34 protein-coding genes are annotated in these 26,984 nt (G+C 62.1%); 25 read left to right on the forward strand and 9 right to left on the reverse strand.

Features of this window, described 5'->3' with window-relative positions; all coding sequences use genetic code 11:
- The 4 genes from FHD68_RS03460 to FHD68_RS03475 form a co-directional block, all read right to left on the reverse strand.
- The coding region (locus FHD68_RS03460) for a hypothetical protein (protein WP_208863734.1) at positions 1 to 722 on the reverse strand (722 nt) is incomplete at its 3' end.
- Between the two features lie 13 nt (positions 723 to 735).
- Positions 736 to 1,044: a hypothetical protein gene (locus tag FHD68_RS03465; protein ID WP_139085170.1), complete on the reverse strand. Its 309-nt coding sequence runs from the start codon at positions 1,042 to 1,044 to the stop codon at positions 736 to 738.
- Between the two features lie 103 nt (positions 1,045 to 1,147).
- Positions 1,148 to 1,291 carry a hypothetical protein gene (locus FHD68_RS19320; protein WP_208863735.1) on the reverse strand — a complete coding sequence of 48 codons (144 nt, stop codon included), beginning with the start codon at positions 1,289 to 1,291 and terminating at the stop codon, positions 1,148 to 1,150.
- An 83-nt stretch (positions 1,292 to 1,374) separates the two neighbouring features.
- Positions 1,375 to 1,590, reverse strand: coding sequence for a hypothetical protein (locus FHD68_RS03475; protein ID WP_139085176.1), 216 nt, complete (start codon positions 1,588 to 1,590; stop codon positions 1,375 to 1,377).
- Positions 1,591 to 2,045: 455 nt separating this feature from the next.
- Here FHD68_RS03475 and FHD68_RS18890 point away from each other — a divergent pair, with 455 nt between their 5' ends.
- Positions 2,046 to 2,207 carry a hypothetical protein gene (locus FHD68_RS18890; RefSeq protein ID WP_167550355.1) on the forward strand — a complete coding sequence of 54 codons (162 nt, stop codon included), beginning with the start codon at positions 2,046 to 2,048 and terminating at the stop codon, positions 2,205 to 2,207.
- A gap of 19 nt (positions 2,208 to 2,226) precedes the next feature.
- On the opposite strand, the gene FHD68_RS03480 is transcribed toward FHD68_RS18890, so the two are convergent.
- Positions 2,227 to 2,670, reverse strand: coding sequence for a hypothetical protein (locus FHD68_RS03480; protein WP_139085179.1), 444 nt, complete (start codon positions 2,668 to 2,670; stop codon positions 2,227 to 2,229).
- Positions 2,671 to 2,884: 214 nt separating this feature from the next.
- Complete coding sequence (locus tag FHD68_RS03485; protein WP_139085181.1) at positions 2,885 to 3,205, reverse strand: helix-turn-helix domain-containing protein; 321 nt, start codon at positions 3,203 to 3,205, stop codon at positions 2,885 to 2,887.
- 497 nt (positions 3,206 to 3,702) lie between these two features.
- Between FHD68_RS03485 and FHD68_RS03495 the strand changes: the two genes are divergently transcribed.
- The 9 genes from FHD68_RS03495 (at position 3,703) to FHD68_RS03530 (ending at position 10,275) form a co-directional block, all read left to right on the forward strand.
- Positions 3,703 to 4,092 carry a hypothetical protein gene (locus tag FHD68_RS03495; RefSeq protein WP_139085184.1) on the forward strand — a complete coding sequence of 130 codons (390 nt, stop codon included), beginning with the start codon at positions 3,703 to 3,705 and terminating at the stop codon, positions 4,090 to 4,092.
- 184 nt (positions 4,093 to 4,276) lie between these two features.
- Positions 4,277 to 4,738: a RusA family crossover junction endodeoxyribonuclease gene (locus FHD68_RS03500; RefSeq protein ID WP_139085186.1), complete on the forward strand. Its 462-nt coding sequence runs from the start codon at positions 4,277 to 4,279 to the stop codon at positions 4,736 to 4,738.
- Positions 4,735 to 4,893, forward strand: a complete 159-nt coding sequence (locus FHD68_RS18895) for a hypothetical protein (RefSeq protein WP_167550357.1) — start codon at positions 4,735 to 4,737, stop codon at positions 4,891 to 4,893. The genes FHD68_RS03500 and FHD68_RS18895 overlap by 4 nt, the downstream gene beginning before the upstream one ends.
- Positions 4,890 to 6,284 (forward strand): replicative DNA helicase, encoded by a 1,395-nt coding sequence (locus tag FHD68_RS03505; protein ID WP_139085188.1) that lies wholly within the window; start codon positions 4,890 to 4,892, stop codon positions 6,282 to 6,284. The genes FHD68_RS18895 and FHD68_RS03505 overlap by 4 nt, the downstream gene beginning before the upstream one ends.
- Positions 6,285 to 6,288: 4 nt before the next feature.
- Positions 6,289 to 7,074 (forward strand): helix-turn-helix domain-containing protein, encoded by a 786-nt coding sequence (locus FHD68_RS03510; RefSeq protein WP_139085191.1) that lies wholly within the window; start codon positions 6,289 to 6,291, stop codon positions 7,072 to 7,074.
- 45 nt (positions 7,075 to 7,119) lie between these two features.
- The gene (locus tag FHD68_RS03515; RefSeq protein WP_167550358.1) at positions 7,120 to 7,821 is read left to right on the forward strand and encodes a hypothetical protein; all 702 of its coding nucleotides are present in this window, start codon (positions 7,120 to 7,122) and stop codon (positions 7,819 to 7,821) included.
- Between the two features lie 392 nt (positions 7,822 to 8,213).
- Complete coding sequence (locus tag FHD68_RS03520) at positions 8,214 to 8,870, forward strand: hypothetical protein (RefSeq protein WP_139085196.1); 657 nt, start codon at positions 8,214 to 8,216, stop codon at positions 8,868 to 8,870.
- Positions 8,871 to 9,065: 195 nt separating this feature from the next.
- Complete coding sequence (locus FHD68_RS03525; protein WP_139085199.1) at positions 9,066 to 9,260, forward strand: hypothetical protein; 195 nt, start codon at positions 9,066 to 9,068, stop codon at positions 9,258 to 9,260.
- Between the two features lie 424 nt (positions 9,261 to 9,684).
- Complete coding sequence (locus FHD68_RS03530; RefSeq protein WP_139085202.1) at positions 9,685 to 10,275, forward strand: hypothetical protein; 591 nt, start codon at positions 9,685 to 9,687, stop codon at positions 10,273 to 10,275.
- A 46-nt stretch (positions 10,276 to 10,321) separates the two neighbouring features.
- Here FHD68_RS03530 and FHD68_RS03535 read toward each other — a convergent pair whose 3' ends face one another.
- Together FHD68_RS03535 and FHD68_RS03540 are read right to left on the reverse strand one after the other, a co-directional pair.
- Positions 10,322 to 11,776 carry a hypothetical protein gene (locus FHD68_RS03535; protein ID WP_139085205.1) on the reverse strand — a complete coding sequence of 485 codons (1,455 nt, stop codon included), beginning with the start codon at positions 11,774 to 11,776 and terminating at the stop codon, positions 10,322 to 10,324.
- Entirely contained in the window at positions 11,776 to 14,958 is a 3,183-nt protein-coding gene (locus tag FHD68_RS03540; protein ID WP_244297751.1) for a glycosyltransferase, read from the reverse strand. The genes FHD68_RS03535 and FHD68_RS03540 overlap by 1 nt, the downstream gene beginning before the upstream one ends.
- Before the next feature lie 688 nt (positions 14,959 to 15,646).
- Here FHD68_RS03540 and FHD68_RS03545 point away from each other — a divergent pair.
- From FHD68_RS03545 to FHD68_RS03560, 4 genes are all read left to right on the forward strand, one after another.
- Positions 15,647 to 16,243 carry a putative metallopeptidase gene (locus tag FHD68_RS03545; protein ID WP_208863736.1) on the forward strand — a complete coding sequence of 199 codons (597 nt, stop codon included), beginning with the start codon at positions 15,647 to 15,649 and terminating at the stop codon, positions 16,241 to 16,243.
- A 348-nt stretch (positions 16,244 to 16,591) separates the two neighbouring features.
- Entirely contained in the window at positions 16,592 to 17,101 is a 510-nt protein-coding gene (locus FHD68_RS03550; RefSeq protein ID WP_139085211.1) for a DUF2280 domain-containing protein, read from the forward strand.
- On the forward strand, positions 17,070 to 18,533 hold the full coding sequence (gene terL, locus FHD68_RS03555) for a phage terminase large subunit (RefSeq protein WP_139085214.1): 1,464 nt from the start codon (positions 17,070 to 17,072) through the stop codon (positions 18,531 to 18,533). The genes FHD68_RS03550 and terL overlap by 32 nt, the downstream gene beginning before the upstream one ends.
- A gap of 3 nt (positions 18,534 to 18,536) precedes the next feature.
- Positions 18,537 to 19,874, forward strand: coding sequence for a DUF4055 domain-containing protein (locus tag FHD68_RS03560; RefSeq protein ID WP_139085216.1), 1,338 nt, complete (start codon positions 18,537 to 18,539; stop codon positions 19,872 to 19,874).
- A gap of 39 nt (positions 19,875 to 19,913) precedes the next feature.
- Here FHD68_RS03560 and FHD68_RS03565 read toward each other — a convergent pair whose 3' ends face one another.
- Positions 19,914 to 20,477, reverse strand: a complete 564-nt coding sequence (locus tag FHD68_RS03565) for a hypothetical protein (protein WP_139085218.1) — start codon at positions 20,475 to 20,477, stop codon at positions 19,914 to 19,916.
- A gap of 131 nt (positions 20,478 to 20,608) precedes the next feature.
- Here FHD68_RS03565 and FHD68_RS03570 point away from each other — a divergent pair, with 131 nt between their 5' ends.
- From FHD68_RS03570 to FHD68_RS03615, 11 genes are all read left to right on the forward strand, one after another.
- Entirely contained in the window at positions 20,609 to 21,388 is a 780-nt protein-coding gene (locus tag FHD68_RS03570) for a hypothetical protein (protein ID WP_139085221.1), read from the forward strand.
- A gap of 92 nt (positions 21,389 to 21,480) precedes the next feature.
- On the forward strand, positions 21,481 to 22,485 hold the full coding sequence (locus FHD68_RS03575) for a hypothetical protein (protein ID WP_139085224.1): 1,005 nt from the start codon (positions 21,481 to 21,483) through the stop codon (positions 22,483 to 22,485).
- A 54-nt stretch (positions 22,486 to 22,539) separates the two neighbouring features.
- Positions 22,540 to 23,073, forward strand: coding sequence for a hypothetical protein (locus FHD68_RS03580; RefSeq protein WP_139085227.1), 534 nt, complete (start codon positions 22,540 to 22,542; stop codon positions 23,071 to 23,073).
- A gap of 58 nt (positions 23,074 to 23,131) precedes the next feature.
- Complete coding sequence (locus tag FHD68_RS03585; RefSeq protein ID WP_139085230.1) at positions 23,132 to 23,548, forward strand: hypothetical protein; 417 nt, start codon at positions 23,132 to 23,134, stop codon at positions 23,546 to 23,548.
- Between the two features lie 33 nt (positions 23,549 to 23,581).
- Complete coding sequence (locus tag FHD68_RS03590; RefSeq protein WP_139085231.1) at positions 23,582 to 23,992, forward strand: hypothetical protein; 411 nt, start codon at positions 23,582 to 23,584, stop codon at positions 23,990 to 23,992.
- Entirely contained in the window at positions 23,985 to 24,335 is a 351-nt protein-coding gene (locus FHD68_RS03595) for a hypothetical protein (protein ID WP_139085234.1), read from the forward strand. Before FHD68_RS03590 ends, FHD68_RS03595 begins: the two co-directional genes overlap by 8 nt.
- Position 24,336: 1 nt before the next feature.
- Positions 24,337 to 25,413 carry a phage minor head protein gene (locus FHD68_RS03600; RefSeq protein ID WP_139085237.1) on the forward strand — a complete coding sequence of 359 codons (1,077 nt, stop codon included), beginning with the start codon at positions 24,337 to 24,339 and terminating at the stop codon, positions 25,411 to 25,413.
- Between the two features lie 58 nt (positions 25,414 to 25,471).
- On the forward strand, positions 25,472 to 25,660 hold the full coding sequence (locus FHD68_RS03605) for a hypothetical protein (RefSeq protein ID WP_139085240.1): 189 nt from the start codon (positions 25,472 to 25,474) through the stop codon (positions 25,658 to 25,660).
- A 102-nt stretch (positions 25,661 to 25,762) separates the two neighbouring features.
- Entirely contained in the window at positions 25,763 to 26,155 is a 393-nt protein-coding gene (locus FHD68_RS18900) for a hypothetical protein (RefSeq protein WP_208863737.1), read from the forward strand.
- Complete coding sequence (locus tag FHD68_RS03610; protein ID WP_167550360.1) at positions 26,152 to 26,553, forward strand: phage tail terminator-like protein; 402 nt, start codon at positions 26,152 to 26,154, stop codon at positions 26,551 to 26,553. Before FHD68_RS18900 ends, FHD68_RS03610 begins: the two co-directional genes overlap by 4 nt.
- Before the next feature lie 85 nt (positions 26,554 to 26,638).
- Complete coding sequence (locus FHD68_RS03615; protein WP_139085247.1) at positions 26,639 to 26,983, forward strand: hypothetical protein; 345 nt, start codon at positions 26,639 to 26,641, stop codon at positions 26,981 to 26,983.
- Position 26,984 lies beyond the last annotated feature (1 nt).

Below are 26,984 nucleotides of genomic sequence, written 5' to 3' on the forward strand. Positions count from 1 at the left end.
CGGGCCTCGGCGTCCTTGCGGTCCTGCTCGGCGCGCTCGGCTGCCAGGCGCGCTGCCTCGGCTTGCTCACGCTCGATCCGGGCGGCTTCGTCGGCGGCAGCACGCTCGGCGGCTTCCCGGCGCAGCGTCTCCAGCTCCGCCGCCTCGGCCTCACGCTTCTGGGCCGCGACGAACATGTTGCGCAGCGCGTCCATGGTGGCGGCCCGGGCGCCCTCGGCCGCATCCCGGTCGTCGCCGAAGTCGTCGGGCAGGACGATGCCCTTGATCTGCGCCGCCTTGGCGATGATGTCGGCCGATGCCTCCAGCCCGGTCATGCCGTGGTTGGCCAGCTGCGTCAGGAGCCGCTTGTTCCGCTCCTGGCGGACGGCCTCGGCCTCCTCCCATGCCACCAGCGGGGCGCGGGCCTCATCGCGCAGCGCGTCGAGACGATCACGGATGTTCTTGCGAGATGCGTCGACCAGGTTGATCTGCCTGCGGGCATCCTCGTTCAGCGCCTTGCCGGCATCGTCCAGCATCGTCTTCGAGCGGCTCACCTTGTAGGCCAGCGACTTGATCGCCTCGCGGCCCTTGTTGGTGCTGGTGTCGGGGACGTGGGCGCGGACCTCCGCCTCGATGCGGGCGATCAGTGGGTCGATCCCGGTACCGTCCTTGAACAGCGCAGCGAGATCCGTTCCGGCAGGGAGCATCAGCCCCGTGCCGGGGGTGTTGTTCATGTCATTCATGGTAGGGTTTTCCTTACTCGGCGGCGAGTTTCAGGGCGGGGTTGTCTTCGAGACGGCGAACCGTCGGCCAATCCAGATCGCGGGCGATGCAGACGTCCTGCAACTCGCGTTCGAAGGCGTCGGTGACATCGGTGATGCCAGCGGGCAGGCCGTCGGCGGTGGTGATCTGCCAGACACCGACCGGCTCACCCGCATCGGTCGCGCAGGTGAACTGGTCGTACGCCTCGTCGCGGTTCGGGGTGATGTCCGGGCTCCCGATCCCGAGCGGGCCATAGTCGCGGGCCACCAGGTAGAGGACCGGGGGCAGGGGGGTGCGGTTCATTTCTTCACCTCGCCACGCTCTTTCAGCAGCTGCTGCAGCACGAGGTTCTGGGTCATCAGCTTGCCCAGCAGCTCGTTGGCGCACTTGTCCTTGCCGAGGAGGGTCATGCTGGACCGCCTTTCCGAGTGGCGATCATGGCATCGGCAAAGTCGTATGCCTGCCGAGCGGCCTCCTTTTCTGTAAGGTTGCTGTGATGGCCAGCGGCAACCCATTGCCCCGCGAACCAGTCGCGCAGGGTCATGCCCATGTCGCCAGGTTCCGCTCGATAGCTGTCATCGGCCAGCGAAGGGTTCGGAAAAGCCGATCCGCCATTGTCTCTTGCTCGGTCGGTCACTGTCCCATCTCCGCGATGCAGGCCGCGACCTCGCCGCCGTAGTACTGGGCGCATAGGGCAGGGCGATCGGCGGACGCGGCGAAGGCATCACTGGTCAGGAGCCAGATCATCCCGAAGATCGCCATGCAGACGGCCCAGATAGCAAAGGCGCTGGCCACGCCGCAGAAGAAGCAGCCGTCTCGATCATCCTCTTGGTAATTCGTCTGGTGCATGGGGGTTCTCCATCTCGGCGGACGGCTCGTGTGTCGCGTCCTGTGAAGATGAAGTTAAAGGGGACAAATATCCCTGTCAACGTTAAAGGGGATAAATATCCCGTAAATGTTGTGCCGCTGATTCGGGGGCGCTATCCTGCCTCTGTCAGCGCCAGGCCGTGGCGCATGAATAAGCCCGCCGAAGCGGGTGGGGGAAGGCAAGTGCAGGATCAGATATACGAGCCAGGGTGGCCAGGGAGAGAAGCAGAGCTCGCGGAGGCGCAATTGCGCTATCAGCGATCACTTCAGGCGTATCGAGTGAGCCTGGCTGCAGTTGCGTTCAGCCTCTTTTCTTTGGCCTTTGCATTATACGCAGATGGGTGGTTCGAGTGGCTTTTGTAGGACAAACAGTAGCCAGCCTTGGCCAGTGCGAGATCACTAGGACTGCAGAACCAGAAGTCCCGATCACAAGGGCCATGATCAATGGTGCCGCCGAGGCCGCTGATTTACATATCGACTTCATACGCACCTATGGCATGCCTGAAGAGGCGCTCGTCGATATTATACAAGCTGCGCTCGAAGCTGCTCCACGATGTCTCGATGAAGGTCCCGAGCAGCCTCATATGCAACTTCGGTGATAGCACACACTCGTGCCGTCTATTCTACCGTAACAGCATAGGCTGCCGGTACCTTTGCATGCTTGACGGGCTTGTTGCTGCTTGGCGGGACCCATTTTCCACGAACCTTGCGGCAGTACACGTTCCCAGATGCGTCCCGATAGAACACACCGTGAGCTAGGTAATCCCGAAAATCCGAAATCCGGGCTAGATCATGTATGAAGTTTTCAGCTGTCAGAGCATCAATTGTGCATCCCCGCTGCTCCGCCAGGTCCTCGATCATCGTCCAACGGTCTGACAATCGAGGCGCCCGTATCGCGGTGCGCCCCATGGCACTGTCAACGCCAGCGAGAGCATAGATGATGTGCCGCAGCGCCTCTTCTAGATGGCTATGCAGAACAATCATCTGACCAATGATAGCATAGATCTCTACCGGCAAATTACTGTTAGGCCGAATGTTGGCCCACTGCACATCATCAGGCATGACTAACCCCACATCTTGATAAGCAGACGCTTTCGCACAACATATTGCGCCGTTATGCTCGTTATGCGGTCCCTGACCTGCGAAATGCTAAACCTAGCGGGTAGACAGAACGGTGCGTGCTGCTCTATGTTCTCGTTATGTTCTTCTTGGTGGGTGATGACGGTAGAAGCTGAATTGAGTGTGAAAGAGGTGCTCCTAGAGTTGCAGGCAATCATCAAGATGCCCCACGGCTCCGACCGGCACGCCCGTTTGCAGCGTCTCGGAGGAGCTGGCGCTCTTCCGGTGATAGAGAGTTGTATGTCTCGACAACAGCAGCTCGGTCTTCTGCCATCTGATCATCTAGAAATTCGTTGAGGGTCATCCCAAAGAAGGAAGCAATCTTAAGGGCATCCTCAGCATTTGTGCTTTGAGACTTACCCTGGCGAACCTTCTTCAGCTGCTCGTAAGACACGCCGGTTTCATCGGCGACAGCCCTCAGGGAAGGCTTTCCCGCCCCTCCAGCACGCTCAAGCAAGGCGTCTCTGAACGTTTTCATCATCCCTAAGGGATAATCGTCACTCCAAGGTCGCGATAGGCGATAATTGTCCCTTGACATCATGGGGACAAATATCCCCTTATAAGCGCATGAGCACCAGTCAACTTATCAGCGAAGTCGAGGCGCACGCAGAGCGTTGCGGGCTGTCTCCGGCAACTATTATCAGCCGGGCCGTTTCGAACGGACGCCTCTACGGGCGCCTGAAGAATGGCAATGGTTGCACCTTGGATACCGCAGAGCGCATCCGGGCCTACATGGCCCGGAATCCGCCTGCGCGTCCCTCGGAGAGCGCGGCCTAACCCCTGCTGCGCCTCCGCACTCCCCACCATCCGCAACCCGCCCGACCAAGGCGCAGGTGAAACCGATGCCACGTCACACACTCCACTCAGAACCCCACCGGCTCCACCCATCATCTGATGCCACGGGCCCGACGGTCAAAAAAGGAAACGCGGTTTCCGGAGGAATTCATGTCTGAACGAGGGATAATCCGCGCCTTCATGGCCAACCTGATCGAGAAGGCCGGGGGCTTCGATGCCGCTGCCGCCATGATCGGCGCCCGCCTCGGGCACGACATCTCCAAGGGTTCGATCTCCAAGCGTCAGTCCGGCCAGCTGGATTGGCCGCTGATCGAGATCATGGCTTTGGAGGACGCCGTGGGCGAGCAGCCCGTGCGCCGCTGGCTCATGCAGTCGCTGCCCGAGGTGCAGGACGCAGCCTGCCTGATGCAGTCCGCCGGCGAGCTTGCGGCCGAAGGCGGCGAGGCCGTCATGGCCCTTACGCAGCTGGCCATGGGCAAGGGCTGCCGCGCCACCGCGCGCAAGCAGATCGCCGACGTCATCGACAGCGCCAAGCGCACCGCCGCGGTTCTCGTGCGCGAGGACCGGTGATGTCGGTTCCAGAGGCGCTTGGATCTGTAAAGGTTGAGGAGGGGATGGCAGTCATCCGTATCCCACTGTCCGAGGTGCATGGGCTCCGCGTTGCCCTGCAGCCCTGCCCTTGCGTGGGTCCGAAGTCGATTGCGACCGCTGATGTGCGACAGCGCCTGGCTGTGGCGCTTGGCCGGATCAGGGCATGAAGGTGGTCATCACCATCCCGGGCAAGCCATTTGCCAAGAAGCGGGCGAGGGGGTTCTACAACGCCCGCCTCGGCCGTGCCGTCACAGTCAACGACCCGGCCAATGCCCGGTTCGAGGACGTGGTGCGCCAGCATGGAATGGCGGCCTTTCCCCAGCCCCTGACAGGGCCGGTGCGCCTGACAATCACCGCGATCTTCGAGCCTGCGTCCAGCTGGTCGAAGAAGCGCCGCGCCGCGGCCATGGGCAACTGGCACGTCCAGAAGCCGGACGGGGACAACCTGCTGAAAGCGGTGAAGGACGGCCTGAACCGCGTCGCATGGACGGACGACTGTCAAGTGGCCGACGCCCGGGCCGTGAAGATGTGGGGCGAAGCCGCAGCGACCGTGGTCGAGATCGAATCCTTGCCGCTGACGGACAGCCAGCTGCGCGCCCTGATCGTGGGTGGGGGTGCCGAATGAGCCGCCCGGGCCCCACCAAGGAACAAACCCTTGCCGCCCTGGCGCGCGTGAGCCGCGGCGAGGTCTGGAACCATACCCCCCAGCCTGACCACTGGCGCAGCGTGGGCGACCTCGACGCCGAGCAGGTCTGGAAGAAATGTGAGGCAGCAGAATGAACGTCGTCACCGCCATCCGGCCGGACACCGGGCACCACTCTCTCGAAGCGGAACAGCAGCTCCTCGGGGCTCTGCTGATGAATGACCGCCTGACGCCGATCGTCATGAGGGCAGGGGGCGCGGAGCTGTTCTACCATCCGCTGCACGCCGAGATCTACGATCTGATCGAGACCCGCGCGAACCGAGGTGATCTGGTCAGCCCGCTGACCCTTAAGGCTGACCTGCAGGGCTCGCGCGACCTCGAGGAAGTAGGTGGCCCGGCATACCTGACGCGGATGCTCTCGAACGCCCTTTCCGGCCGCCGGGATGTGGTACAGGGCATCGCCGAGATGCTGGCAGAGCATGCCCGCAAGCGCGCCCTGACTGCAGCCATATCGGAAGCCCAGGTTGGACTGCTGCGCGGCGACACGCCGGCGCGCGATATAGCCCTGCAGCTAGAGCGGCAGATCGTGGCTGCAGAGTTCGCAAGCCAGGCAGATCGGCCCACCTCCATGCTGGCGGCGGTGACCGAGGCAATCGCTCAGTCTGTAGAAGCCTATCAGGGCAACAACGATGACCTCGTGCGCTTCGGCATCCCCGCGCTCGATGACATCATCCCGGGCCTTTATCCTGGCGAGCTGACCCTCCTCGGCGGGCGCCCGGCCATGGGCAAGTCCGCGGTGGCGCTGACGATGGCGCTGAACGCCGCACGGGCGGGGCATGGGGTCGCCATCGCCTCGCTGGAGATGACCCCTGCTGCCATGGCGCAGCGGGCGCTGTCGGAGGCTACGGCGCGCGACGGACGGGCGGTGCCCTATGTGAACATGCGCAGCGGCGACATGACCGAGGACGAAATGCGGGCCGTGGTCGAGCTCGGCCGATCAGTCGGCAATCTGCCCATCACCTTCCTGTCGCGGTCCTATTCGAACGTCGACGCCTTGGTCGGCGGCGTCCGCCAGATCGCCCGCGCCACCCCCAACCTGCGGCTGCTGATCGTGGACTATGCTCAGCTGCTTAAGGCCCAGGGCAAGGACCGCTACCAGCAGGTCACGAACATCAGCCTCGCACTCAAAGGCATGGCCATGTCGCTCAACATCCCGGTGCTGGCCCTGTCGCAGCTGTCCCGCTCGATCGAGAGCCGGGAGGACAAGCGCCCGGTCCTGTCCGACCTGCGCGAGAGCGGCCAGCTGGAGCAGGACGCCGACAGCGTGCTGTTCTGCTACCGGCCGGAATACTACCTCGCGCAGGAGGAGCCGGACCAGGACGACCAAGACGAGTATGCCGACTGGCTCCTCGATATGGAGGCCGCCCGCGGCAAGCTGGAAATAGGCGTCGCCAAGCAGCGCATGGGACAGACCGGCACTGCCCGTTGTCGTTGCGCCCTCTCCACCAACACCGTTTGGTCGGAGTAGGATCATGAGCATCAAGGTCATGTCATGGGTTTGGGATAACGGGCCGAAGGACCCCACCGAGCGTCTGACACTGCTGGCCCTCGCTGATTGGGCCGACGACGCAGGCAGCTGCTATCCGAGCATGGTTGGTATTGCGGAAAAGACGGGCGTCACCGAGCGCGGGGCGAGAGGCATCGTCCGCCGTCTGGAAGCATCGGGATGGATCACGATCAAGACCGGCGGCGGCCGAGGCGGCAAGAATGTTTACCGGATTATGATGCTGAAACCCGGAACATCAAACCCGGAACCAGAAACCGGGAATGAGACGAAAACCCGGAACGTCACGACACAAAACCCGGAACGTGACTGCACTAAACCCGGAACCGCCGTTCCGCCGAACCGTCAGGAACCGTCAGGGAACCGTCAACGACTGCGCGCGAGCGATGCCAACGTCGTCGATCAGGGGCAGGACAGCAGAAGGGAGGAGGTCCTCACCCTCATGGGATGCAGCGCCGCGGGCGTGACCCCTGAGGGCCGATGGACCGGCACGACCAACGACCTGCAGGAACTGCCGAAATGGGATGCTCTTGGCCTGAGCAGATCAGAGCAGGATGCGAAAATCCGGGAGATGCTCGCTAAGCAACGCAGCAAGTCTCCGGGCTTCATGCCGAACCGCTGGTCCTGGTTCACCGCAGGCATGAGCGATCTTGCCAATGCCAAGTCTGCGCGACCGGCAGCAGGCACGCCTAGTGCACCAGCCGAAACCCCAGAGCAGCGTCGTGCCAGGCGCCGCAAAATGATCGGAGGCTGACCTATGGCCACCCACCACCCCAACCCCACCAAGAGGAACCCGACAGTGAGCATCCATTTCTCAAGCATGACCGTCACCGAGATCACCGACCGCGCCCACAAGCTGATGCAGGAGGGGACCGCCCTCGCTCTGCTGGCAAACGCGCTGACCGAGTTTGAGGAGGCCACGGGCCGCAAGCTGTTCGTCAGTGAGGCCGACCAGGGAACGCAGTATGTGGGATCGCCGGCGCCGGTCGAGATCCGCTTGCAGCCTGACCACGGCCTGACGCTTCCAGAAGTTGTAGCCAAGGTCGATACTCCCGCCGAGACCGCACCGGTGCAGGAGCCGATAAAGAACGCAGCGCCAGCGATTGCTAAGCCTGTACCCCCGAAACCGACCCGCGCTCAAAACCCGATCAAGAAGCCCGCGGCACGGCCCTTCGCAGCTCCAGCCGCCGCCAAGCCGCAGACTGCCGATCGCCCCTGGGGTGCACTGAGCCTGCCCGAGCGGGCCATCGTGAAGCACCTGGAAAAGATGGCCCCGGCATTCACGCCGGCGGAGGACCTGACCATCGCGGAACTGCTGATCAGCGGCAACAAGATCGAGGCCGTCGCGCTGCAGCTGGAGGTCCAAGCCTCGATGGCGCTGGCTCGCTGGAAGGCGTTCCTGTGCGGCGAAGTGCTGGGCGAGAACGGCAAGCCCTCGATGGACGGCCAGCAGCGGCTTCTGGCGGCGCTGCGGTACCGGAAGGACCATGCCAATGCGTGAGGGATTTTCGGACGCTATAAAACGGGGGGCGGCGGCATGAGCGACGTAACTGGACCTATCTCCACGCTGCCTGGCAGCTTTCACAGCCTGCCTACTGGTGCAGTGTGTGACCTCCACCCCGACCGCCCGGCGGTCGCCCGCATTCAGGGTGAGACGGATTCGTTTGGGTCGGAAATGATCGACTGCTGTGCGGAGTGCATTCGCCAGCTGCGCGAAGAAGCGAAGCTGGCACGCGTTGGCCGCTGCGATTGGTGCTGCACCGATGCCGATGATCTTAGGGATCGTAGGGATTATGACGAGGGCATGCGCGGGCCAGTCTATCGGGTCTGCGGCGGCTGCGCTGGTCGCTCTGACGAACGTCTGGCAGCTGAACTTGATCAGTCGGGGTGGGCATGAGCCTGCACGACCCGATCAAGACCGGATCCCGCATCACCCGCGCCATGTCGATCACCGACGCTCTGGCGTGGGCTTTCCTCACCGAGAAGGCTGTGCTCGACTTCGACCAATACGGCGCCCACGAGTTCGACCGGCCGGGCGTCGACACGCTCTGGATCATGGCCGAGCGGCACAAGGTCGGTGTCACCGTCGACGGGGGAGGGACCAGCGATCCGCACCGGGACGCCCAAGTCATCGCTGCCGCAGTCGAGGCGCTGCCGGATCACGTCGGCGGCCGACGCATGGCCACGCAGATCGCCGAGCTGGCCCGCGCCCGCAGCGCGCCGGACTGGGGGCAGGGGGATCGCATCAGCATCACGCCCTGCGGTTGGGACTGGAGCGACGAGGAGGGGTGCTTCGTGGCCGGTGTGTCGCGCAATGGCAGCACCTGGGTGTGGCGCGACCGGCACCGGAACCGGCATGAGCGCAAGGGCGACGTCTGCGCCATCAGCTACTCCGGCACTGCCAGCATGGTCGCGGCCAAGCGACGGAACTACCTGGCATGGTGTGGGGCGTTGCTGGACCTCTGGGCCGTCCTGAGCAGGCCGGGGATGCTGGACACGGTCGAAATCACGGGAGCGCTGCCAGCGCTGGCGCCATGGCATGGTTCGTGATCTGTGCGAGCTCGCGGCAGTGTTCGCCGTACTGGTCATAATGCTGTCGTGGGCGGGGTTGTGAGCGATGGTGTCCAATAGCTCGGCGGATAAGCGGCGTTCTGCCTTCAGTGCGAAACCAATGGAACAGATCGGTTCACCTATTATTGTCTGCATACCGTGCAGGTACCATAGGAGTGGCAAGTTATGCCCCAGATGACGCTGACCAGAATGCCGTCAGGCGAACCCGTGGTGCTGACCTTCACAGAAGCAACCGAATTTAACATCGACAATGGCGCTGAAGGTGCGACGATCTTGGCGCTCTATCAGAACGGCTCCCAGCATATCGTCCATGTACGAGAGACTCGGCAGGAAATCCTCGATGCGCGCAGGGCAGCACTGGAAGACTAAACAGCAGCGATCAGGTACACTTGCATAACATTCATTCTGACTTACTTCGTTTGATCATAGCGCCGTTTCGCATCTGAGAGCTGAGCTAAGGCCGCTATCAGCTCACGCCGCAGTGAAAGCAACTGGAGTTGATTCTGCGCAATCGCCTTTTCGCACATCTCCACCTTCGCATGCGCTTCTGACAGCGCTGAAGCGAGCCTCTTACGGCGGGCATGGTCTAGGTTCACTGTCAAGTTGGCCAAACTTGGCAGCCTGAACTGGCATGTTCATACCATCCCTCCTGGCTAAACCGCAAACACTCCTGCCGCGTTCGTATTTGCGCGGCTACCGCGGATCATGACGCTGCCAAAATTCGCGGCGAACCTTGACGACGTGTCCCTGCTATGTTCTCCCGATAGAACTCTGAAAAGAACAGGACGAGTAAATGACGAGCAACCTATCGCTGGCGAACATCGATTCTAAAATCAGGTTTGCTCGAAAAATATCAGAAATTGACAGTTTTCGGCCCTATGGATCGAATGAAGACATAGTAAGCAACTATGCTTATCTTGGGCATTTCCTTGTTCTCTGTAATCAGCTTGGCGCAGTGAACTATGCTTTATTCAGACGATGCTTTCATGCTGATAAGCTGGAAGCTGAAAGAGAGTATTTCTCCAGCTTTTCTGAAGCAGAGCAGAGGCAAAAAGCAAGAAGCGCAATCCTGCTAAAAATTAGCGAGAACCCTGAATTGACGTCGGGAATTACTGAGGAAGTTAATTCCGTGTACGATTCAATAGATGATTTCTTTGTGGGCTTGGCTGCCAAAAAGTTTAAAAACGCAGAGCACATTCGGAGTATACAGTTCTGCGAAAGCGTATTTGGAATGCCTTGCTCTGAAAACTATGAGAAAAACATTGCGGAACTGCCGATAAAAACGGCTTCAATGTATGTCCTTCTGCAGCGGATTTCGAACATCCATGACACGATCTCCTCCCATTATGGTTGGGAAGAAAAGGTCGAGAGCGGCTTCACTTAGTGTAAGGCCTTGGGGGCTTCTCTAGCGCCCCCTTGAGGCAAACGCATCAGCGCCGTCGGATTATTCGACCCAACACGCGGACCGGTGCACTCACGCGCCATGACGTGCTTGACAGAAACTCCTGGCGCTGCGCGGCTATCTGGCCGCGCAATGCCTCAATCTCGTTCCTGGACTGCTCCTGCTGCAGGCGCGCGGCCTCGGTTGCCGCGTTGCGCTCCTGTTCCAGCTGCTCGGCACGTTTCGACATTGCCAAAGTGTCGCGACGGATCGCAGCCAAGGTGGCGTCACGGTCGATCAGGCGGTCGGTGAGCATGTCCAACTCTTGCAGCTGTCGGGCCTGCTGGGCCTCGGCCTCCGCTTGGGCTTTGCGAACAGCATCGCGGTCACGTAAGGCCTCGTCGCGAGCCTGGCTGGCAGCGTCGCGATCTTGCAAGGCTTTATCTCGGGTTTGGCTGGCGGCGTCGCGTTCGCGTAAAGCCTCATCGCGTGCCTTGGTGATCTGAGTAAGGTTTTCGTCCAGCATGGCCTTATCCTTGCTTGCTTGGGTCAAGCGCGCCTCGAGCGCAGCCTTTTCCGTTTTAAGCGCCTCTTCCCGCGCACGCGTTGGCGCCAGCTGTGCAGAGCGGCTTCTCAGAGCTTCCATTGCCCCTGCAAACAGCTCCTCGGCCTGATCGAAGGCTGTAGTGATACCATCTAGCCGAGGGTAATCCTCAACCTGCTCACCTTGAGCGACCCACCGCTCCAGGATCTCCAACGTCTGGCGGACTAGCTCTGGCACACGAGCATCCTCCAGTGCAGCCCGTGCACCGCTATCATGATGGCGAAGAGTACGGTTAACTCGTCCTGCCCCAGCTTCGACCGGCCGTGGCCAAGGAAAACCGAAAGCCGTCTCAGCAGCTTCGGCGACTGCAGCGGGATCGTGCAGTAGCGTTTCGTAGGAGGTGAAGTGCCGCGTGTGCCCGCGGCTATGACGCTCAGCCTGTAATACCTGCGATGCCCAAGCCAGCAGCGACAAACCGGGATCAATTCCATCGCGTCGTTGCAGTGATGCTGCGATCTCAGAGGGACTGCGATGGGTGTGTAGATAGACGCTATGGTAACCTACTGCTTGGAGAACTTGCTGCCAGAATGGCAGCAGCATGCTGATGCGAGGGTCTTTTAGATAGATCAGCGAGCTGTCACCATATTCGGCCTTGATCACGTTGCATGCCTTGTCATGGAACTCGGCGAGGCGAGGCGAAAGGTGAACGTCGGAGCGCAGCGGGCGCCAATCATCCCACCGTGAGCCTAAGGCAGTAAGGATCGAATCATTCAGTCTAAAGACCGGCAGTGACTCGAAATAGCCTGCGGCATTCGCGTCCGTCCCCGGCATCGGCGTCGCCGGCCCGCGGCAGCCCAGCCCGTCCAGCATCCCTGCAAGCGAGGAGGTCCCCGAACGGTGCATTCCTAGGACGATGACCGCCACCCGTCCGGGGCGGTCCATGATCGGTGCGTCGTTCATCATCTTACCTGCCGGATGAGAGTCTGCGGGTTCTGAGCCTGCAAGACCTGTAGCTGCTGCTGTTTCTCCAGCATACGCTGACGTATGATTGCATGATGAATGGGACGTGCAACAGCAAGAGCACCTGCGCGGGTAGCAATCGCCTGCTCTAATTGCCCCACTTGATCAGCTCCTGTCCAAACGCTGGATGGATTAAGGCGATACACCCCCATCACCTTGTCGATAAATCCGATCTTTCCAATTCTGTCGAGATAGAAGGCTAAGGCAATCTCGCTTAAGCGCGGATGATAAATTGATGATGGTAGGCCCAGCAGCATGCTACGCTGGAACATCATAGATGAGAAATTAACGATAAGGTTAAGATGCTGGTTTAGCGTGAAATGTTCGCCGGTCAGTAGTGACGGCAGGTCGTCCTGACGTTTGAGTACACGGCGACTGTTTTTGGCCATGTCAAACAGCTCGATTCGAGAAAAAACCGCACCCGCATCGGGCTGGTTGGCTAGGAAATCAGCCTGGCGCGCGTTCTTCTCCGGGTCGGTCCAATAGTCATCACCTTCTAGGATGGCGATGTAGTTACCCGCTGCCTCTTTGAAGCAATGTTGATAGTTGGCCGAAACGCCTAGGTTGCCGCCAGTGCTGATGTTGCGAATAAGTGTTGGATATCGCGCAGCATAGCGCGCCATGATCCGCGCCGTCCCGTCCGAGGATCCATCATCAGCCAACAGGATCTCATGAGTGAAGTCGCCGCGCTGTTCTAGCGCGCTCTCGATGGCCTCAACGATAAATTCCTGATGATTGTAGCTAAGAATTGCTGTGGACACTGTAGGGCGCGGTGAGTGCTTGCTATGTACTGCGACCTTAGCCCGCAGAAAGGATTCACGGACCGAAATGCGGTCAGTACTTTGTCCCATTTCGTCGTCGCTGTAGTCCAAAAATACGCGTGGTAAGAATACCGGATCCTGATGTGCGGTTAGTCGGATTATCAAATCCCAGTCCACCAGACGACGTAGATCTGGATCAAAACCACCAAACCGCTGGATCAGCGATTTCCGATGTGCAAAGACGCCAAGGTCAATGTAATTGCCTCTAAGTATATCACTTCGGACGAAGCTATTTCCTACTACAAGACCAGTGCTGCGATTGATGATCTGACCAAAGAAGCAATCCTTCGCAGGGTGCTCGACAATTGCATTTGCGATTACAGTTAAAAAGTTGGGCCGCAGCTGATTGTCGCTGTCTAAATAGGTGATCCAGTCGTGACGCGCATGGGCAATACCAACGTTGCGCGCCCCGCATACGCCAGTTGCCTCTGCCAAACGTACATATCGGATCGTGCCGTCCTCTATCTGATTGCCAAAATCGCGATCGATAATTTCGGCCGTGTCATCATCCGACCCGTCATCAACAATGATTAGCTCAAAGTTTCGATGGGTCTGGCGCAGTGCCGAGCCAATGGCCTCCGAGATGCACCAGCCACGGTTACGCGTCGGCATAATCATTGAAAAGCCGATGCGTCCAGTATCCTGGAACCGAGCAATAGTGAAATCGGCTAGAGCGGTCTTATGAACTTTAGGGGCGTTCTGGAACAGCCACTCTAGTGTGAGATCTGAACCTTCTGCATTACTTTCAGAATGGCGCAGCGCTTTGGCCTTAATTAAAGGCAGCCCCAACTGCATCGCAGTGATCGGATGTTCGGCAATGTTACGATAGGTTGGGTCGAGGGGATGTACGCCCTCTAACCGATTTTCGACCATCGCACCCCAACTGTATCCTGCCCCGGCCAGTATCTTCGTCAGCCCAATCTCGTATTTTTTTATAACCTCGTGAACATTAGGCTGCTTTGTGATGCTGCCTATAAACTCGCGGAAAGTTGGCGACTGGAAGACATGCCAACTAAGCACCACGAAGTAGCTTTGCAGATGCGGATGGATTTCTTGGCTGTCCGTAGCACCCCAAAAATCCAGATGTCGCCCATCCATGTGTGTGAACATGGGTGCGAAACTACCTACTGGTCCGAAGCAGCTATCGTTGCATAGGATCAAGTCGTCTGCATCATCCAACCAGCCTGCATCACGGGCCCAAGCCTCGCCGCGTTTGTAGGAGCCGAAGTCGTATTCGCCATGTCTTCCGGTGATCACATGGTCGGCCAGTCCCAACAGACAGGCGCGCTGATCGGGGGCGAGGTCGTTATCGCAGACCACTACGATACGCTCGACCAGTGGACGTAGGCCTTCAAGATACGGCTGTACCTGAGGGGGCAGCACCCCGTCTGCGCTGTAGCTTGCGAAAACCGCGACCCGACGGCGCATTGTCACTTTGCTACTGCGTTGGCGACGGCGGCGTGCAGCCTCCAGATCGGTTAGGGTATCTGTAATAGGAATGCGCTCGCGTGACAGACTAGCCGGAAAGCCGGGTACAGGCTGTGGCAGGGACGCGCTGTCGCGCTGATCGGTAAGCAGCACGATACCTCCGTCGATAGCAACCAACATACCGAACATACGTTCAAGTACATGGGCGGGCGTTCCGTCATCGGCATAGGAGCCAGGCTGCCAGTCGATCTGCAGCGCTTTGAGCCGCAGCAGAATGCTAGTGCGGATCCAGAAGCAAGTGCCTGCGACAAAGCCCCAGTCTTGGCTTCGAAAGTCAAATCCCTGCAGCAACGATCCCGCCAGTTCATCAATTCCGCCAGCATTCCGCCATAGATAAGCTGGGCCATAGAGGAACAGCTGCCGCGCGCCTGCCAACATTACCTGCGGATCGTCGCGAAAGCCCGCGATTATCATGTCCACTTGCCGGCGCGATCCAAGCACGCCACCTAGCAGCGTGCGCCGCCAGGCCTCTGGCATTTTGAGGCCTTTCTTGGAATGGATCTTACAAACAAAGTCGTAGTGGTCCAAGTCTACTTGGTCCATCAACTGCATCAGCGCGCCGACATCTTGGCCCACATTACGCACCGCGACCAGATGCGCTCCGACAAAGCAATCGGCGATACGCTTACGATCCTCGAACGGGAGACTATCAGCAAAAGTCACGAACCGGTCAGCCCCTGCCGGAAAATTCTCGCAGGCCGCGGATAGATCTTCCATCGTGTCCAGATGCCAAACATGGACAATCAACGCGAACGCACCGGAAGCGCTGTCGGTGGGTGTAGGCAAAGTCAGGTCTGGAGTATCTTCAGGCACCGGTCAGGGCTCCTCTAGGCGGCGGTCAAAAAAGGGCGACCGCGTGTCGTCCATTGTGCAGAGCGGTAAGAAAGCCCAATCTGGCCTTACTGAACGTCATGCATACTGCCCCATATCACCGCCGTACATGATACCACCAGTAGTTGCGAAAGGATCGAGGTTAACTATGCTTGCCCAGTGTCCTTCGTGAGCAAAAAAGTGAGAGGATGCGCAGCAATCAGCGCAATCACGTCGTAAGCGCAAGGTGGCTCCGATAAACGACATTGCCTTAAATTTACAAAGGCATTCACGTTTGTGTACTGGCATGCGCAAAGTAGATGTTGCCCGCGTAGCTCAGACTTGCTAAGACACACGGGCAGAAGTACGCGCCGAGGGTAAAGCCCTGCGGCGCTTTTTCATTTTCCATACCTAAGCCAATCATCCCATCCGCCTTGATCCTCCCGGGCGGGGAGGGCGTGGTCCCGGCCCCTCGCCATGCGGCCCCCCTCCGAAACCAACGAGGCCAGCATGACCGTCTGCAAGAAATGCCAGGGCAAGGGCGCGGTGAAGGCTGCGTCCTATCCGTCCCGACGCGACCTGCCGTGCTTCTGGTTCGCCGAGGGCGCGCAAACCTGTCCTAGCTGCGACGGTACGGGCGAGACGGAGGATGGAGGCCGGGATGGACGCACCTAAGCGGCCCATGCCTCCCGTGGAGCAGGTCGAAGGTTTCGAGGCATGGTTCGGCCCTGCGCCCGACCTGGCCGAGTGGGCCTCGGCTTCGTTCATCGACGACGCCGCGCCGCTGCGGAACTCGGATCACGAGCATCTGCGCTCGGCCTCGATCGGCTTCCTTTGGACCAACGTGTCCAACGCCAAGAAGGGCCAAATGGTGATCGGCACTGCCGAGCCGGGCGCACCGCATGGCGCAATGGGAAAATGGGGCCGCGCCAAGGCCAGATTGCAGGTGACGGACTGGTTCGGGATGGTCCCGGACTTCATCATCACCATCGACGCCACCTGGTGGGTGCAGGCATCCGACGCCGAGGCCTGCGCGCTGATCGAGCACGAGCTCTACCATTGTGCCCAGGACCGCGACGAGTACGGCGCGCCGAAGTTCAACCGGCAGACCGGGCGGCCTGTCTTCGCAATGCGCGGACACGACGTCGAGGAGTTCATCGGCGTGGTGCGTCGGTATGGCGCGGACGCCGCGGGGATTCGGGAACTGATCGAAGCCGCAGAGGCCGGGCCGGAAATTGCGGCGGCCGGCATCGCACAGTGCTGCGGGACATGCCTGCGGACTAATTAGGCGTTATCTCCACAGTGTAGTGCCCTAACTTCGGAGATGAGCCAGAAATTAATAGCGTTTTTCCCCGTAATTTGAAATTTTGAAAATTAATCAGAAACTCAGTGTGGATACGCTCGGAAGTTATACCGCTGGTTTCTGAAAGGACGACCGGGGTATCGCCGGTCCTTCGGCTTATTCGAACGTCCGTTGTCTCGTGAGCGACTTCAGAGCTGCTCTTAAAGTCGACTAAAGCGCGGAATATCCAGCGGCCGTCTGGCGCCTGCTCAATCCCATTACTGGCTATAAAATCAGTTAATGCCTGCCAATTACTTAACATTTGCTGAATTCTCCAACTTAGGCTTTTGCATCATGGCACAAGGAAAGCTGACTGAGGAGGTCAAAACCTTCATTGTACAAGCTGTGGCGTGTTTCGACAGTCCTTCCACCGTGGTCGCATCTGTCAAACAAGAGTTCGGCGAGACGATCACACGCCAGACCGTAGAAAGCTATGATCCAACGAAGCGGGCGGGACGGCGGTTGGCAGAGAAACGGCGGCAGATCTTCGAAGAGACGCGGGCGGCATTTTTAGAAGACACTGCCAAGATTGGCATCAGCCACCGCGCCGTGCGCCTCCGGGGGCTGCAGCGCATGGCCGAGAAGGCCGAAACGCAGGGTAACATGGTCCTGGCGTCTTCGCTGCTGGAGCAGGCCGCCAAAGAGATGGGCGGGGCATTCACCAATCGGCGCGAGGTGACCGGCAAGGACGGCAAGGACCTTGCCCCGCCTGTCACCATCGATGCGGGGAAGCTGAGTACGGGGGCCTTGCGGGAGTTGCTGGGGGCGTTTGATGACGACACGCCTTCACCTGACACCGGCTGACCGGATCGCGATCGAGCGCGAACTGTGCCGCCGGTCACTGGCGGACTTCGCCAAACGCGCCTGGCACGTTCTGGAGCCTGCCACCCCGCTCAAATGGGGTTGGGCACTGGACACCATCTGCGCGCATCTGGAGGCCGTCACCCGCGGCGAGATCACCCGGCTGCTGATGAACGTGCCGCCGGGCACCATGAAGTCGCTGCTGACCGGGGTGATCTGGCCCGCGTGGGAATGGGGGCCTGCAGGGCTGCCGCAGCATCGCTTCCTCGGCACCAGTCACCTGCAGAACCTCGCGGTGCGCGACAACCTCAAGTGCCGCCGCCTGATCGAGAGCCAGTGGTTCCAGAACCGCTGGTCCGTCGCCATGACGGCGGACGAGAACCGCAAAACCAAGTTCGAGAACACCGCAACCGGCTTCCGCGAGGCGATGGCCTTCACCAGCATGACGGGCGCGCGCGGCGACCGGGTGATCCTGGACGATCCGCTGAGCGCACATGCCGCGAACAGCGAGGCCGAGCTTCTGGACGCCGAACTGGCGTTCCTCGAAACCCTGCCGACCCGGATCAACAACGACCGATCCGCCATCGTGGTCATCATGCAGCGCCTGCACGAGCGCGACACCTCGGGGCTGATCCTGTCGAAGGGCCTACCTTATACGCACCTCTGCCTGCCGATGCGCTTCGAGGCCGAACGGCGGTGTCGGACCTCGATCGGGTTCACCGATCCGCGCACGACCGAGGGCGAGCTGCTGTTCCCGGACCGGTTTCCGGAGCCGCAGGTCGCGGAACTGGAACGGACCTTAGGCAGCTATGCCACGGCTGGACAGCTGCAGCAGCGGCCCGTCCCGCGGGGCGGGGGTCTGTTCAAGAGGAGCTGGTTCACGCCCGTCAAGGCACTGCCAGTGGGCTGCCGGTTCGTACGGGGATGGGACCTGGCGGCAACCGAGGACAAGGAAGCGGCGGCCACCGCTGGCGTGCTGATCGCACGGGCGCCGGACGGACGGTTCATCATCGTGGATTCGACACGAGAACAGCTGGGGCCCATGGGCGTAGAGCGGCTGATGAAGGCGACGGCCGAGCAGGATCGGGCCGCGTATGGGGCCGTCCGCGGCTCCTACCCGCAGGACCCCGGACAGGCGGGCAAGGCGCAGGCGCAGCACATCATGCGCCACGTCCTGACCGGCTTCGACTATCACTTCAGCCCCGAGAGCGGGGACAAGGAGACGCGCGCCCTGCCTCTCGCCGCACAGGCCGAGGCAGGCAACGTGTTCCTGCTGGAGGGGCCCTGGAATGATGCCTTCCTCGATGAGGTCGCGGTGTTCCCGATGGGCAAGTGGAAAGACCAGGTCGACGCGGCCAGCCGCGCCTTCACCGAACTGACGACGGCACCGAAGCCGACCGAGACCAGAACGACGACGATGGTAGGGATGTACTGAGCGATGACAGGCACCGTCAGCACCAAGCACCCGGACTATCTCGACCGGGTCGATGAATGGGCCCTCATGCGCGACTGCGCGCGCGGGGAGACTGCGGTGAAGGCCGCGGGCGAGCGGTACCTGCCGATGCCCTCCGGCTTCCGCGTCCAGGAAGACGGTGGCGCCAAGATGTTCGAGGCCTACCAGACGCGGGCCCAGTTCTCGGAGATCCTGGCCCCGACGATCCGCGGCATGATCGGCGTCATCCACCGCACCGAGGCGCAGATCGACATGCCACCTGCCATGCAGGGGCTGTGGGAGCGCGCCACTGCCGATGGCCTGCCGTTGGAGGCCCTGCACCGCCGGATCACGGGCGAGCTGCTGCTGACCGGGCGGTACGGGCTGCTGGCCGATGCCGCGTCGGAAGGCTCGGACCTGCCCTGGTTGGCGGGCTATACCACCGAGGCACTGATCAATTGGTCGCCGTCCCGCGACTTCTTCGTGCTGGACGAGAGTGGCCTGTCCCGAGATGGCTTCTCGTGGAAACAGCACAAGGCATACCGGGTGCTGCGGATCGATGAAGGCCGCTACTCGGTGGAGAAGTACGACGGTGAGGAGCAGAATGGCGGGCCTGTGCAGCCGACCGCGCGCGGCGGGGCGGCCCTGACGGCCATTCCGCTGGTGGTCATGGGCCCGCAGGATCTGTCCGTATCCCCTCAGGAGCCGCCTCTGATCGGTGTCGCCCGCGCCGCGCTGGCCATGTACCGGCTGGACGCGGACTATCGGCACCAGCTGTACATGACAGGCCAGGAGACGCTGGTCATCATCAACGGCGACGCGCCTGCGGCCGTCGGTGCCGGGGTCGTCATCAGCCTCACGGCGAGCCGAGAAGATCACGCACCCGATGCCAAGTATGTCGGGCCATCCGGCACGGGCATCGAAGCGCATCGCACTGCGATCCTTGACGAGCGCGAGAACGCCGCCTCGGCTGGCGCGCGCCTCTTCGACAGCGAGAAGCGGTCAGCGGAGAGCGGCGACGCGCTGCGCATCCGCTACGCGGCGCAGACCGCCACGCTGACCTCTGTCGCCCTGACCAGCGCCCAGGGGCTGGAGAAGGGTCTGCGGCACATCGCGGTGATGATCGGCGCGGACCCCAACCGGGTCGTGGTCAAGCCGAACCTGTCCTTCGTGGACGCGGGCATGACGCCCGAGCAGGCCGAGGCACTCGTCCGGATCTGGCAGGCTGGCGCGATCAGCTACCAGACCCTTTATGAGAATTTACAGCGCGGAGAGTTGGCCAGCGCGGAGCGGAGTTTCGAAGATGAGATGACGCGCATGGATCCTCCTGACCTGTCAGCGTGATGGTTTTGGGCTTCGCCTCCAACAGGCATCGAACGTCGTTTACGCTGGAGGAACATGCTGTCTGATTTTGTCCTCGACAGACGGTTCGTCGACACCACACCGGAATCCCGCGGCTTGGTCTGACACCACCCTGGCACGCTCATTCGCGCTTCCGCCTTCATTTGCGGACACGTAGCCGACGATGCAACCCACGCTGTCTGGTTGAGCAACTTTCGACACGACGAGGATCTGGGTGGTCCATTCGCCGTCGCCATCGGAGAGCGAGAACCGTTGGATAGCTGCAACTGGCACAACTTCGCCGTTCAACGTACCCATCCGCCATTCGACAGTCGGGTGCGCATAGTTGAATGCGCCGAAGGTGGGCATGCTTGAGTGCTCGGAAGATCCGTATGTGACCGACTGACGACCATCGCTGTCGCGGATCATGTAAGTATAGCCTGCAACGCCGGGGCAGCGAATATCGACCCAGAAACCCTCATTATCTGGAGAGCTCGCTACTATCTCGCAGTCACGGTCGACATGGTTCCGGGTGTATTCGCTGGTGAGTTCCGCCGCAGCCGCAGGCATGGCTGCGAAGGCAGCAGCAACGATCAAAAGTCTCATGGGGTCACTCCATTTGCGAGCAGCCTGCATCGCAGATGCAACTTAGACAACACTTGTATTTAGCTCGCCCGGTTTACCGCGGCGGGCTTTTTCATGCCGGCAGTGACCGGCACAACCAATGGAGACGGCCAGTGGCCCTGAAAGCAATCATCGACAGCCTCGACAGTGTCGAGGAGCAGTACCGTGACCTCTACGAGGAGAAGGACGGAAAGTACGTCCTCGCCGTTGAGGGAATCGAAGCCCACCCCGGAGCCGCCGCTCTGAAGTCGGCGCTGGACCGGGTGCGCGGCGAAAAGCGCACGCTCAGCGAAAAGCTGACGGCGGTGGAGGGGCGGCTCGACGGCCTCCCCGACGACTTTGATGTCGACGAGTACGAGCGCTTGAAGGGCACGGCCGAGGGCAAGGAGCCGCCGAAGATCGACGAGCGGCTGGACCGGCAGAAGGCCGAGTTGGAGAAGAAGCACAAGGCCGAGCTGGAGAAGCGCGACGCCCGGATCAGCAAGCTGGACAGCACCCTTCGCAAGTCCCTCGTCGATGACGGCCTGACCAAGGCCCTGATCGATTCCGGCGTGTCGAAGGAGTTCCTGTCGGCGGCCAAGGCGCTGCTGAAGGAGCGCGGTGCAGTCAAGCTGATCGAGGAGGATGATGAATTCCAGGTCCTCGCAGACGACGGCATCGATGATCGCATGCCGCTGACCAAATTCGTTGCCAACTGGGTTGGCGACGAGGGCAAGCACTTCGTCGCCAAGGCCACCGGCGGCGATGCCAAGGGCGGAGAGGCGAAGCGGTTCACCGAGAACCCCTTCGACCCCAAGAACCCGAACCGAACGAGACAGCAGGAGCTGATCGTCCAGAACGACACCAGGGCCCGCCAAATGGCCGAGGCCGTGGGCGTGACGCCCTACTGGTAAAACCCCGCGCCAGTGGCGCTGATCTCGAGGCCTGCGCCCAGTGGGGCAGCCTACCCGACCCCACTCTTTGCAACCCGAAATAGGAGCCTCACATGGCTACGACCCGCCTGAGCGACGTCATCTATGGCCCGCTCTTCCTCCCCACCACCATCCAGCGCATCGCCCAGCTGTCGCGCATCCGCAACTCGCCCATCGTCTCGACCGATGCCGAGCTGCAGCGCTTCGCCAACGGTCCCGGCGACCTGGTGCAGATGCCGTTCTGGAACGATCTGACCGGCAACTCGAACGTCTCGACGGACGATCCGGCCCAGAACGCCATCCCGAACAAGCTGACCCAGGGCCAAGACATGGCCCGCAAGATCCGCCGCAACAACGGCTGGCAGTCGGCCAACCTGGTCGCCTCGATGCTGGCGGAGGATCCGCTGGACGCCGTGGCGCAGCTGATCGCCGAGTATTGGGTGCGCGAGGAGCAGCGCATCATGGGCCTGCAGATGCGCGGCGTGTTCGCCTCGCCCGGCATGGCCGGCAACGTGCTGGACGTGGCCTCCGAGGACGGCGCCGTCACCCCGGTCCGCTTCGATGCCGAGATTGCGTCGAACGCCTATGCGCTGCTGGGTGAATACGGCACCACCCTCTCGGCCGCCCTGATGCATTCGCGAGTGTTTTTCAACCTGCGCGCCGCCCGGGCGATCGAGCGGTTCAAGGACCCGGCCACCGGCCTGGAGTTCGACACCTGGGACGGCAAGATCGTCTACGTCTCGGACCAGTGCCCCCGCGAGCCCGGCGACACCAGCGGCTTCAAGTACACCACCTACCTCTTTGGCAACGGTGCCATCGGCTACGCCGAAGCCACCGGCGAGGGTGGTCCGAAGAAGCCCGTCGAGATCGAGAGCAACGCCTCGGCCGGCAACGGTGAAGGCGTCGAGACGGTCTGGTACCGCCGGCACTGGGTCATGCACCCCCGCGGCGTGTCGTTCAGTGGCACCCCGGCCTCGGCATCGGGCGTCAACGACACCGAGCTGGGCGGCGGCGCGAACTGGACGCGGGTCTACGATCCGAAGCTGGTCCGCATGGTCGCCGTCGTGACCAACGGTTGAGGGCAGGGGCCTCGGCCCCTGCGTCTTCCCCTTTCAGAGACACGGAGAAGCATCATGGACACCCATGACAACGACCCGCTGCTTGCCGAGGCCATCGCGCGCCGCAACGAGAGCCGGGCGATGATCCTGCAGTCGCGCGCCCAAGCCGGCGGCACGGCAATGGACCGAATGGCCGACGCGTTCAGCAAGATGGCCGATCAGGCGACCGCCGAGGCCCGCAAGTCGGCCGAGGCCGCGGACAAGGTCGAGCCGGTGCGCCCCGACCCCGAGGGCACCGCCCGCCTGCTGGCGGACAGCGAGGGCAACTTCGCGCCCAACGCCGAGGTCGCGGCCACCGGCGGCACCGGCATCAAGGCCAGCAACACCAATGTCGAGACCGGCAAGCCCGCGACCAGCGCGGACGAGGCAGGCGAGGCCATCACCGAGGGCGCGCAGGCCATCATCGGCGACCAGCTGGTTGGCGACGACCTCGACACCCTGTCCGACGAGGATCTTCGCGCGCGCTACCAGGACGTGCTGGGCGAGAAGCCCCACCACGCCGCGGGCCGCGCGACGATGATCGCGCGCATCGCCGACAAGCAGGGCTGATCTTCGGTGCGGGGCTGGCCGGTCTAGCCCCCATCCAAAGCACAGCGGAGGCAGGCACATGCTCAGCTACACCGTCCCGGCCGTCACCCAAGCCGAGGCCACCGACTACACCAGCGCGGCAGGCGTCACCCCGCAGCCGGGCGCGACCGACCTGATCCGTGGCCAGCGCTACATCGCCGCGCGCTTCAACAGCCGGTGGCTGTCTGAGTGGGAGGACGACGTGGTCCCGGAGGCGGTCAAGCACGCCATCATCGAGGCGGCGGTCATCGAGACCCGCACGCCCGGTGTCCTGTCGCCCGTCTCGACCCCGGCCACCGACAAGGTGCTGGTCGGCGCGGGCAAGCTGACCTGGGAGCGTGTCAGGGGTGCGTCCGGGCCCGATGCCTACATGCCCCGCTCGGCGATCATCGACGGGCTTCTGGCAGGGCTGGTGCGGTCCGCCATGGGTGGTGTGTCGTTTCTCATGAGGGCCTGACCGGCTCGGTTTTTCTCACAGTTCGGGGGGCACATGGCTGATATCGTTCAATTGCAGCAGCCGCAGCCGATGACATGGGTCTGCGAGTGCGGCTGCTCGACCTTCACCCTGCTGTCGGATGGAACAGCGCAATGCGCGGGCTGCGATGCAGACCATGAGGCGCTCGGCTCCGGTTGGCTGGACAGATCGAAGGATCGCCGCACTCTCTATGAGGAGGCCGACACGTTCACGGATGTCCAAGGCAATGGGTCCACCATCTTTGCCCGCCGCCGCATCGCGCGGATCGCTGCAGATGAGGACGCTGCTATGATCGTTGTCGCGAAAGAGGATGGCAGGATTTCGGCATGGTCAATTGCTGAGACCGAGGACCAGGTCGCGTGGGCGCACAAAAAGCTGACCCAAGCTGCAGATCTTATCGGTCGAAAGGATGTGTCCAATGGCTGAGGACTGGCAGGCCATTGCAGCCGAGGTGGCGGAGGTGCTCGGCGATGTCGGACACACCGCTACCCTCCTGCGACCGACCTTCACGGGCCCCGATCATGACCGGCAGCCCGGGCCCGATCTACCGATCCCGGTCAGGCTGCTGGGCGACACGCTGGCACTGGGTCTGGTGAACGGAACTGCCATCCAGGCCGGCGACCGGCGCGAGATGATGGCGGCCGAGGGCACCACGCCCACGCCCGCCGACCGCCTGCGCATCGGCACAACCAGCTATGCCATCATCCGTGCCGAGCCGTTCGCACCTGGTGGGGAGGCAGTGTACTTCGACCTGATCCTGAGGGCCTGACATGGTACGACTGCCCAAGCCCATTCAGGCGGCGCTCGATCGACTGGAGCCCGCGATCCGGAATGCCTTCATCGAGGCCATCGAGCAGGTCACCAGCGCCATCCGTCTCCAGCAGCTGGAGGACATGATCGCCGCGGGCGACATCCTCGGAGCGATCCAAGCATTGCGGCTGGAGCAGGGCTTCTTTGGGCCGCTCTATGAAGCACAGCGCCTGACGCTTCTGGAAGGCGGCGCGCTGATCATGGCCGAGGTGCCGCTGCGCAATCCCTATGACGGCAGCAAGTTCGTGTTCAGCTTCAACGGACGCCATGACCGGGCGGAGCGATGGATCAGGGAGCAGTCGTCTCAGCTCATCACCAAGGTGATCGAGGAGCAGAAGGAGCAGGCCCGCATCGTCATCCACGAGGCAGCCGAAGCGGGGCAGCACCCGCGCGACACCGCCCGTGCCATCGTGGGGCGCGTCAACCGGGCCACCGGAAAGCGCGAGGGTGGTTTCATCGGTCTCGACGGTCGCCGCCGAGGCGTATACGACAAGGTCCTGGGCGGGATGACGACGCCGGAGGGTGTCCGCGACCTGGTCACTGTTCCGCGCGACGGCAAGCCGCCCTTCGTGACGCTGGAGAGCGTCAACGAGGCCACCAAGCAGCGCATCCTGCGCGCCTACCGCGCCGGGGAGGCTGTGAGCGACGCGGACATCGCCATCAGCCGCAAACAGCTCAAGAACAAGCTCCTCAAGGACCGCGGGGACACCATCGGGCGAACCGAGGCGCTGAACGGCCTGCGCGCCGGCCGGCATGAGGGCTTCGAGCAGCTGGTCGAGAGCGGCACCGTCCGACAGGATCAGGTGCGCATCCGCTGGCAAGCGACCCTGGACGGGCGGGTGCGGGACAGTCACCGCCACCTGCACGACCAAACGATCAGGATCGGCGAGTTCTTCAGTCCTGCCCCGGGCGTCTTCATGCAGTATCCCGGCGACCTGCAGCACAGCCCCGGCAACCCGAAAGGGCTGGCAGCGAACGTTATCCAGTGCCGCTGCCTTGCTGTGTACCGGATCAAGTCGGACCTATTAAAAGACTAGATGGATGATTTGATTTCTTCTTAAAGTTGCGAACATCAGCAGCCAGAGGAAGGTCGTCATGGAAGTACGCACTACCCGCCGGGGCATGGACGTGAACACCGCCAAGCTCGATGCTCAGATCGTTCGCAATATTCGAGAGCGCTTGGCGGCTGGTGAGTGCGGGAAGGCGATCGCTTCCGAGTTCGAGATTTCACAGCAACAGGTCTCCGCCATCAAGAACCGACGAAGTTGGGCTTGGGTCAAATGACGCTGGCCGCCTCAGGGCGGCCTTTTTTTATTGGGGTACCACATGGCAGACCGATCCTTCGCCGCCTCGATTGCGGCCTTTGCCGACAAGACCAGGGCCCAGATGCAGGCGGTCCTGTCCGAGAGCATCCAGGACGTCATGGACATCGCGCAGACCCCGGTTGCCAATGGGGGCCGAATGCCGGTCGATGACGGCCACCTGATCAACAGCGTGGTGACTGAGCTCAACGGCTCGCAGATCGGACAGGCCAGCGATGTGGCCGATACGAGCGGGGCCAGTTCATCGGCCAACATCGCCCTGCTGGTCACCCAGATGCAGCCCGGCGACATCGCCATCATCGGATGGACCGCGGCGCACGCCATGCGCCAGCACGAGGGCTTCGTGGGCGAGGACAGCCTCGGCCGCACCTTCAACCAGGAAGGCAAGCACTGGGTCGACGCCGCCGCCGCCCAGTGGGAGCAGATCGTTGCCCGCAACGTCGAGAGGCTGAAATGAGCGTCGAAGCGATCGAGGCCGCGCTGCGGGAGCGCCTGGCAGGGTTCACCGCCTTGCCCAAGGCATGGCCCAATGAGGACTTCGACCCCAAAGCGCCGGGCAACATGCCCTATGTTTCCTGCGATCTGGTGAAGGCTGCGACCACCGACCAGACGCTGGCCGCCACGGCACCGGAGATGGTCGGCCGCCTGATCGTGACAGTGGTGGTCGCCAAGGGCTCCACGTCCCGCCCGGCCAACCGTCATGCCGATACCATCGCGGCGCTGTTCCCCGCGGGCGCGCGCTTCGCGGCAGGCAGCCAGATGATCACCATCACCCAGCCCCCGCACACGCGCGAGGGCATCAGCGACGGGGCTTATTGGCGCGTCCCTGTCGTGATTCCGTTTCTCGCCGCCTGACAGCCCGTCACGGGCCGCCTGCGGCACAACTGTCCAGCTTCACCAACAGCCCTGACAAGGGCCCAACCAGCGAAAGGGGCCGCTCATGGCCACTATTGTCAAAACGTCCATGGGCGGCCCCGGTCAGCGGCCCGTGACGGAGGTCACCCTGACCGCAACGAACGTGCTGACCTACGAGCCCGGCACCGGCCAGGTGCTGATCCTGCGCAACCCCACGGCAGGTGCGGTGTCTCCCGTCATCGACGGAGCGGACGGGACCACCGTCAGCTACCCCGGCGCGCCGAACATCTCCGTCGCGGCGGGCTTTGCGGTCGGTGCGATCCCGGCCGGCGGCGTCGTGGCCGTCCCGCTTGATACCATCTCGGCCTACCTGCAGGGCGCCATCAACGTGACCGGCACCGGCCTCGTTGCCGTACTCCTGGGGAACTGAT

The organism is Paracoccus marcusii, from assembly GCF_006151785.1.
Classification (GTDB): Bacteria; Pseudomonadota; Alphaproteobacteria; order Rhodobacterales; family Rhodobacteraceae; genus Paracoccus; species Paracoccus marcusii.